Below are 9,103 nucleotides of genomic sequence, written 5' to 3' on the forward strand. Positions count from 1 at the left end.
TTGAGAGTTATTAGTTGTCAATTTTTCAACGACAACCTAAACTATCGTGAGTAGAAATACCAGTTACAGGATTAACACCATTTGCTATTTTACACAGCAGCGATACTTGATAACGGTCAATGATTGCATTTGTAAAATCAGCGCCAGTGATATCAGCATCATAAAAGCGGCTGCGGGTCAAAGTTGCTTCTGTAAAAATGGCATTTCTTAGATTAGCACCATCTAAGGTAACACGATCAACTAAAGCGCCTGTTAAATTTGCACCTTCTAAATTGGCTTTTAATAAAACGCCTTTGGTAAAAATTGCGTTAGTTAAATTTGCACCTTGGAAATTTGTTCCCCGCATTTCCGCTGCGACAAAAGTTCCACCGACAAAATCAGTATAGGAAAAGTCACGATTATTTAAGTTAGCATTACTGTAGTTAATGGTATTAACTTGAGCCAATGTTATTTGCGGAGTCATAATACACAATCCCGCCAAAATAGAAATTAAAGTTAAATATCTTAACAAAATTTTGTTCATAAACTTGCTAAGTAGGTTGGCGTTAAAAATTGTCATTATAGTGAGGGAACGTTCCCAGTTCCCTCTTCCTCTTCCCTCTTCCCTCTTCCCTGTCCCCTGTCCCCTGTTCCCTGTTCCCTGTTCCCCGTGACCAAGTTCCTTATTTCCAATCTTTACCAATGCGAATTGTCAAGTCAGATTCTAGATCACCGTTTCCTGAAACTTCAACTTGTCCTAAACCTAAAACTTGTTGTAAATCAATTCCTGGTTGTCGGTTGCCTTGTTGGACAATAATCTGAGTTTGACTCTGGGTATCTGGCCAGTCTGGAACTGGGTAAACATTAGTAAAACCTTTCTGTTTAAGATAGGTAATTACCCTTTGCGTTAGCTGGGGTTGATTAGTAGTATTTTGAACAGCAACTCTCCGGGCAAAAATAGGTCTGGTATCTGAGGTAATACCAGCGACATTTACCCCAGTAAAATCAGTTAATAAGCTTTGTTGACCAGTCATATTTAACCAATAGCTATTAGCATCTTGACTAAACTTGCTAAAAGTACCGGGTAACATTGCCATTTGGAAATTATCCCGTTCTACATTCACGGAAAAATTCGCCAATGCCATCATTTCCTCCGTTTTGAGGTTGGTATCAAAATACTTCCGCATAATGCGAGTTAATTGGGGCAACCTGGGTAAAACAGTGGGACTGTTGAGCTTTTGCATTAAAGCAGTGATTAGTGCTTGTTGTCGCTGAACTCTGGGTAAATCCCCCATACCTTCTTCACGAAAGCGGGCAAACTGTTCTGCTTGTTGACCATTAAGATTTTGCCAACCGCTGACTAAATTTATTGACAAGCCACCTGAGCGATCTTGATAATTCATAGCTTGGGGGACAAATACATCTACCCCACCCAACTGGTCAACTAATTGGCGGAAGCCACTAGTAGAAATGCGGATATATCTATCTATGGGAGCATTGTTTAAACTGCGACTAACTACCCGTGCGGCTAAAACTGGACCACCCTTGGCATTAGCTTCAGATACCTTAGTTAAGCCTTGTTCGGGGATTGCTATCATTGTCCCTCTGGGAATTGACAGAACGCGAATAGATTTATCACTGGGATTTAGCCGCACCAACATCATAGTATCACTGCTACCAGCAAAACTTTCTGGTGAACCGTCTACAGTTCCCGGCACTGGTTCAATACCCATAATTAAAATATTCATGGGTCTTGATAGTTTATACTGAGAAAGCTGAGTCCATAAACCTGCGGGTATTTTGACTTGATTCTGTTTATAAGAAGCAAATTCATCATCTTTCGTTTGGTCTAGATTACTCCATAGAGGAGTCCATAGTGCCAAACTGGACGCTAATAAACCAGATACAGTTACGCCTAAAACAACAGTTAGCACCCACAATAACCAGCGGGGAATTGATAAGCCTAATCGCGCATAGAGTTCCTTGGGAAGAGCGCCCACTGATTCCACAACGCTACTAGCAGAGTAGACTGATTCCGGCGGTTTTACCAGGGGGGTGGACACTGGTACTTGTTGAATTATTGTCTGATTTTCTAACTTTTGGACTGGTGGCTGTTTTACCTCCTGCTCTGGTGGTGTTACCTGTTGAGGTATGACCTGATTTTCTAACCATTGAATTTGTTTAATCACAATTTTCTCCCCACTCAACCACTCCTTAAAGGTATGTTAATACAAGCTACAAATATTGCAACTGCAAAATTTCACAGTGCAAATTTTGGATTTTAAAAAAGCATCAGCCAGATTTTGTTGGGTTTTGCTGTCCTCATAGCTTTAATCTGTGATAATTACAACATACTTAACTAACCGAAATTATCAGTCAAGATCATCCAAAATTCAAAATTAAATGCAGTCCACAGGCCACAGGCCACAGTCCAGAGGCAAGGGGTAAGGGGCAAGACTTACCCACCATTCGATGTAAACTTATATTGTTCTGCATTGGGTGTGCTTTCGAGTATGAATAATTTATTTTTTCCTGTGATTTTAGCAGGTGGTAAAGGTGAACGTTTTTGGCCTTTGAGCCGACTGGACAGACCTAAACAATTTTTAAGTCTTGATGGTAGCTCTCAGAGCTTACTACAAGCAACCGCTGATCGATTGTTACCATTGGCTGACGGTTGGCAAAACTTGTGGGTAATTACCTCTAGCGCCATTGCCCAAGGGGTGAGAGAACAACTTCCTGATTTACTAGAATCAAATTTACTCATTGAACCTTTAGGACGAGATACCGCCGCTGCTGTTGCTTGGGCAAGTTTAGAAATTAACAAGCGTTACGGAGAAAACGCTATGATTGGTTTTTTCCCGGCTGACCACTGGATTGCTGACCCAGAGGTATTTTTAGCTACCCTGTCCGCTGCTACCGAGTTGGCAAGAACTACCCCGGCAATAGTGACTTTGGGGATCAAACCCAATTTTCCATCAACTGGCTATGGTTATATTGAGCAAGGCGAGAAATTATGTGACTTTAATAACTTGCCAGCTTATCATGTTCAGCGTTTTACTGAAAAGCCCGACCAGGAAACAGCCGCAACTTTTTTATCTACGGGACGGTTTAGCTGGAATAGTGGTATGTTTGTTTTTCAAGCCGGTGTTGTTTTAGCAGAATTACGCACCCATGCACCAGAAATTATCCAACCTTTAGAACAATATGGCCCTGATATTTATCCCCAGTTACCTAAAAAAAGTATAGATTACGCGCTGATGGAAAAAACTAGTTTAGCTTATGTTTTACCTGTGGCATTTGGTTGGGATGATTTGGGTGATTGGAATGCTATTGAACGTTTACTAAAACAAGAGGATAATCCTAATGTAGAACTTGCTACTCATGTTGGCTTAGATACTCAAGGATCTATTGTTTATGCCTCCAATCCTGATGATGTAATTGTTACTATCGGTTTAGAAGATGTGGTCATTGTCCGCGATCGCAATGTTACCCTAGTAGTGAAGAAGGATCGTACCCAGGAAATTAAGCAGATCCTGAAAACTTTGCAAAACGATGGCCGATTTACGGACTTATTATAGAATTTAAAACCCCGGTAGATAGCTCAAACTGTTGTTAACCATTATAACTTATAGATTGTATTCTGTGAAATAACAGATTTGAGCCTTTTTTTTTGGTGTTACATAATTTGCATAATAACGGTATCAATTATGGTTTCTATGTTTCCCCCCAAAACCCAAAGGTGCAAAAGTTTTTTCATCAAAAGTCATCAAAAGTCAGCAGAAGTTAATACAAGTTAATACAAGTTAATACAAGTTAATATAAGTTAATATAAGTTAATATAAATTAATCCCATCAGACCTTTACAACTATACGTAAGTGTAGTTATTATATTAATCTATAGCCTCATTGCCATGCGCTGGGTGGGAATGAGAAAACGAGCAGGGGATCTGGAACATAGGAGAAATCTGAATATGACTATTGGCAAAATATTAAAGGAATTTAGACAAAATTCTCAATCTCCCCGGGAATTAGGAGATAAATTTGAACGGTTAATGTTAACTTATCTCAAAACTGATCCCATCTACAAAGAGTATTTTAGCGAGGTTTGGTTATGGATGGATTTCCCGAAACGGGGAAATATGCCAGATACAGGTATTGACCTAGTAGCAGTCATCAGAGATACTGGCGATTATTGTGCCATTCAATGTAAATGTTATGGAGAAGACCAAACTTTAGAAAAATCAGATATAGATTCATTTTTCACCGCTTCCGGGACAAATTTATTTAAAAAACGCATGATTATTTCCACTACAAACAAGTGGAGTAAAAACGCCTTAGCAGCTTTAGATGGTCAACAAATTCCTGTTATTCGTGCTACTATTTACGATTTAGCCAATAGTCCCATTGATTGGGAGCAATTCAGTTTAGAAAATCCTGATCATTTAGAACTTAAACCTAAAAAAAAAATTAGGCCTCATCAACAAACCGCTTTAGAAAAAGTCCTCACGGGTTTTCAAACGGGAGATAGAGGTAAATTAATTATGGCTTGCGGTACTGGTAAAACCTTTACCGCTTTGAAAATTGCGGAAAATTTCCCTAAAGAAAATAATTTAATTCTCTTTTTAGTTCCTTCTATTTCTTTACTTTCCCAAACTTTGCGAGAATGGACTGCGGAAACTGATATTAATTTTCATAGTATTGCAGTTTGTTCTGATGTCAATGTTGGTAAAAGTAAGCAAAAATCTAAAAATGATGATCTTGCAGATATTACTGTTAATGATTTAGCGTTTCCTGCCACAACTAACGCGAATGATATTATTAAATCCTATCACAATATTCAATCTAAAAATCAAAAAGAATTAACCGTTATTTTTTCTACTTATCAATCAATTCAAGCTATATCAGATGCACAGAAACAAGGTTTACCAGAATTTGATTTAATTATCTGTGATGAAGCCCATAGAACCACAGGTGTAACTATTGCTGGTGAAGATGAATCTTATTTTGTCAGGGTACATAATCAAGATTTTATCCAAGCTAAAAAACGTCTTTACATGACAGCAACTCCTAAAATATATAGTGATGATACCAAAGTCCAAGCACAGGAAAACGACGCTTTTTTATGTTCCATGGATGATGTAGATATCTATGGTCAAGAATTTCATCGTTTAAGTTTTGGGGAAGCTGTCAGCGTCGGTTTATTAACTGATTATAAAGTCATGGTGTTAGCTGTTGATGAAAAATTTGTGAGTGCAACTTTTCAACAACAATTAGCAGACGCAAATAATGAGTTAAATTTAGATGACGCAGTTAAAATTGTCGGTTGTTGGAATGGTTTAGCTAAACGTTTAATTAAAGATGCTCAAGGGGAAGATATAGAAGATAATAACCCTATGAAACGGGCGGTTGCTTTTTCTCGTAGTATTAAAGATTCTAAAAAGATTGTTGATGTATTCGCTGATATTATTAATCAATATCAACAATTGAATCCTGATGATGAAGATTTCTTAGAATGTAATTTAGACCACGTTGATGGTACTCAAAATTCTTTAGAAAGAAACAGTAAATTAGAATGGTTAAAAGCTGAACTTCCCCTAACTCCTACAAAGGGGGGAAATAGCGGTAATATCTGTCGAATTTTATCAAATGCGCGGTGTTTATCCGAAGGTGTGGATATTCCCGCGTTAGATGCTGTGATGTTTCTTACTCCCCGTAATTCCGTAGTTGATGTCGTCCAGTCCGTTGGTAGAGTCATGCGGAAAGCTGAGGGGAAAAAATACGGTTATATCATTTTACCGGTTGGTATTCCTGCTGATATACCTCCCGAAGTCGCTTTAAAAGATAATCAAAAATATCAGGTAATTTGGCGAGTTTTACAGGCTTTACGCTCCCATGATGACCGATTTAATGATACTGTCAATAAAATAGAATTAAATAAACGTCGTCCTCCCCAAATTGCTGTTATTGGAGTGGGAGGTAAAACTGAAAATGATGGTAGTTCTCAAAGTGCAAAAAAAGGCAGTTCTTACAAACAATTAGAATTAAATTTTCCCATTGAAGAATGGAGAAATGCCATTTATGCGAAAATAGTTACTAAATGTGGTGATAGACAGTATTGGGAAAAATGGGCTAAAAATGTAGCGGAGATTGCTGATACTCACATTTCCCGAATTAAAGCATTATTAGTAGGGGCGAACGGCCGTTCGCCCTTACAATCAGAAGCGAAAAAAGTATTTGATGACTTTATCACAGGATTACATCAAAATATTAATCCTAATGTCACCGAAGATGAAGCCATTGAAATGTTATCTCAACATTTAATTACCAAACCGGTTTTTGATGCTTTGTTTGAGGGTTACGAATTTACTAAATATAACCCGGTTTCCCAGACGATGCAAAGAATGTTAGATGTGTTAGAAGGTCAATCTTTGCAGAAAGAAGTCAAGACTTTAGACAAGTTTTATCAAAGTGTGCGAGAACGCGCTAGTGGTATTGATAATGCGGAAGGAAAACAGCGGATCATTATTGAATTATATGATAAATTTTTCCGTGCGGCTTTTCCCCGGTTGGTAGAAAGATTGGGAATTGTTTATACTCCCGTGGAAGTGGTAGATTTTATTATTAAAAGTGCTGATTTTGCTTTAAAACAAGAGTTTGGTGTGGGTTTAACTGATGAAGGTGTGCATATTTTAGACCCCTTTACCGGGACCGGTACTTTTATGGTGCGGTTATTGCAAAGTGGGTTAATTAAACCAGAGGATTTACAACGGAAGTTTAGTTATGAGTTACATTGTAATGAGATTGTTTTATTAGCTTATTATATTGCAGCAATTAATATTGAGGAAAGTTATCATTTTTTGGCTGGTGGTGAATATCAACCTTTTAATGGCATTGTTTTAACGGATACATTTCAAATGTTTGAAAATGCAGGTTATTTGTTAGAAAGTATCTTTCCTGAAAATAATCAACGGGTAATTAATCAAAAGCAAAGGGATATTACTGTGATTATTGGTAATCTTCCTTATTCTGCAAAGCAAAAAAACGAAAATGATAGTAATAAAAACCTCAAATATGAAAACTTAGATGAAAAAATTGGAAATAGTTATGCTAAATATTCTACTGCTACTTTAAGAAATAGTCTTTATGGTTCAGAAATTCGAGCTTTAAAATGGGCTAGTGAAAGAATCAAAGATAAAGGAGTTATTTGTTTTGTAACTAATGGAGCATTTATTTACAAAGGTTTTGCTGATGGATTAAGAAAATGTTTAGTAGATGAATTTACGAGTATTTACTGCTTTAATTTAAAAGGTGATATGCGGGTTTCTTGGTGGAAACAAGAAGGAGGACAGATTTTTGGAGTTGGTAGTCAAGCGGGTATTGCTATTATTATCTTAATCAAAAATCCTGATAGAAAATCAGAAAATAAAATATTTTATCATGATATTGGTGACTATTTAACTCGTGAACAAAAACTAAGTATTATTCAAAATTTCGGCAATATTTCTGCTATTCAATGGAAAACAATAACGCCTAATGATAGTTATGATTGGATTAATCAAAGAAATGATATTTTTGAAAGTTTTATTGCATTAGGTGATAAAAAAGATAAAATTACTAAAACTATTTTTGAGGTTTACTCAGGAGGTGTAAAAACTAATCGTGATACTTGGGTTTATAATTTTTCTGCTCAATCAGTGATTAATAATATGACTAAAATGATTGATTTTTATAATAAACAATTAGAAGCATTTAGAAGTTATTTAAAAGGTAAAATATTGAATAACGCTGAAGAAAGAAAAACAGTTATAGAATCCTTTATTGACAATGATAATAAGAAAATAAGTTGGTCAAGAGAGTTAAAATATCATGTAGGTAGAGATATTGAACATTCTTTTAACTCCGATTTTATTACTTATTCAATGTATCGTCCTTTTTGTAAACAATGCCTATATTTTGATAAAAATTTTAATGATGTACCCGGACAATTTCCTAAAATTCTCCCTAGTCAAAATTTAGAAAATTTAGTAATTTGTGTGGTTGGAGTTGGCGCACAAAAAGACTTTTCAACTTTAATAATAGATGTTATTCCTGATTATGGTCTTCAACATAATGGTCAATGTTTCCCCCTATATACCTACGAAAAACAAAGCGAACTAGGAGAACTATTTGCAACAGCAACCACAGAACAATATACCAAAAAAGAAAACATCCCCGATAGCATATTAAAAGAATATCAGCAAAAATATCAAGACACAACCATCACCAAATCAGACATCTTCTATTACATTTATGGAGTATTACATTCACCCGAATATAAACAACGCTTTGCGTCAGACCTGAAGAAAATGTTACCACGAATCCCCTTTACTGCGGATTTTTGGACATTCAGTCAAGCCGGTAGAGAATTAGCGTATTATCATCTCAACTATGAAACCATAGAACCTTATGAATTAGAAGAATTTAAAAAAGAATTATATTTAGATGACCAAGATTATCAAGTCGAAAAAATGGTCTTTGGTAAGAATAAAAACGGCCTAGATAAAACCATCATCATCTATAATAGCAAACTTACCCTATCCCAAATCCCCCTAGAAGCCTACGAATATATAGTAAATGGCAAATCAGCCCTAGAATGGATTATGGAAAGGTACAAAGTCACTAAAGATAAGGATAGTGGCATAATTAATGACCCTAACCATTGGTCAGAAAATCCCCGTTATATAGTGGATTTAGTCAAAAGGATTGTGAGAGTCAGCTTAGAAACCGTGAGAATAGTTAAAAGCTTACCAGCATTGAATGAATGGTAATATACAATCAACCTAGGGGGTAATTCATGAATTACCCCTACAAATAAACGGAATAACCATAAAACCAGCAGCGTTTATCTGCGTTTATCTGCGTTCAACATTATTATAGTCTGAATCAGGATAACCAGGATTTGAGGATTTACAGGATGTGATTTTTAAGTTTTCGGTTTTGGTTTGGGTTTTCTTGTCTTGAATCAGGATAACCAGGATTTGAGGATTTACAGGATGTGATTTTTAAGTTTTCGGTTTTGGTTTGGGTTTTCTTGTCTTGAATCAGGATAACCAGGATTTGAGGATTTACAGGATGTGATTTTTAA

Annotated in this window: 4 protein-coding genes; 2 read left to right on the forward strand and 2 right to left on the reverse strand. The window is 36.3% G+C overall.

Annotated elements, in window-relative coordinates; translation table 11 throughout:
• Positions 1-25: 25 nt before the first annotated feature.
• Both FFO06_RS08965 and FFO06_RS08970 read right to left on the reverse strand, forming a co-directional pair.
• Positions 26-523 carry a pentapeptide repeat-containing protein gene (locus FFO06_RS08965; protein ID WP_137907736.1) on the reverse strand — a complete coding sequence of 166 codons (498 nt, stop codon included), beginning with the start codon at positions 521-523 and terminating at the stop codon, positions 26-28.
• Positions 524-662: 139 nt separating this feature from the next.
• Positions 663-2,168, reverse strand: coding sequence for an LCP family protein (locus FFO06_RS08970; RefSeq protein WP_137907728.1), 1,506 nt, complete (start codon positions 2,166-2,168; stop codon positions 663-665).
• Between the two features lie 324 nt (positions 2,169-2,492).
• On the opposite strand from FFO06_RS08970, the gene FFO06_RS08975 reads away from it, so the two are divergent.
• Both FFO06_RS08975 and FFO06_RS08980 read left to right on the forward strand, forming a co-directional pair.
• Positions 2,493-3,557, forward strand: coding sequence for a mannose-1-phosphate guanylyltransferase (locus FFO06_RS08975; protein ID WP_137907729.1), 1,065 nt, complete (start codon positions 2,493-2,495; stop codon positions 3,555-3,557).
• A 393-nt stretch (positions 3,558-3,950) separates the two neighbouring features.
• Positions 3,951-8,786: a DEAD/DEAH box helicase gene (locus FFO06_RS08980; RefSeq protein ID WP_137907730.1), complete on the forward strand. Its 4,836-nt coding sequence runs from the start codon at positions 3,951-3,953 to the stop codon at positions 8,784-8,786.
• The last annotated feature ends 317 nt before the right edge of the window (positions 8,787-9,103 follow it).

Source organism: Dolichospermum planctonicum (assembly GCF_005402965.1).
Taxonomy (GTDB): Bacteria; Cyanobacteriota; Cyanobacteriia; order Cyanobacteriales; family Nostocaceae; genus Dolichospermum; species Dolichospermum planctonicum.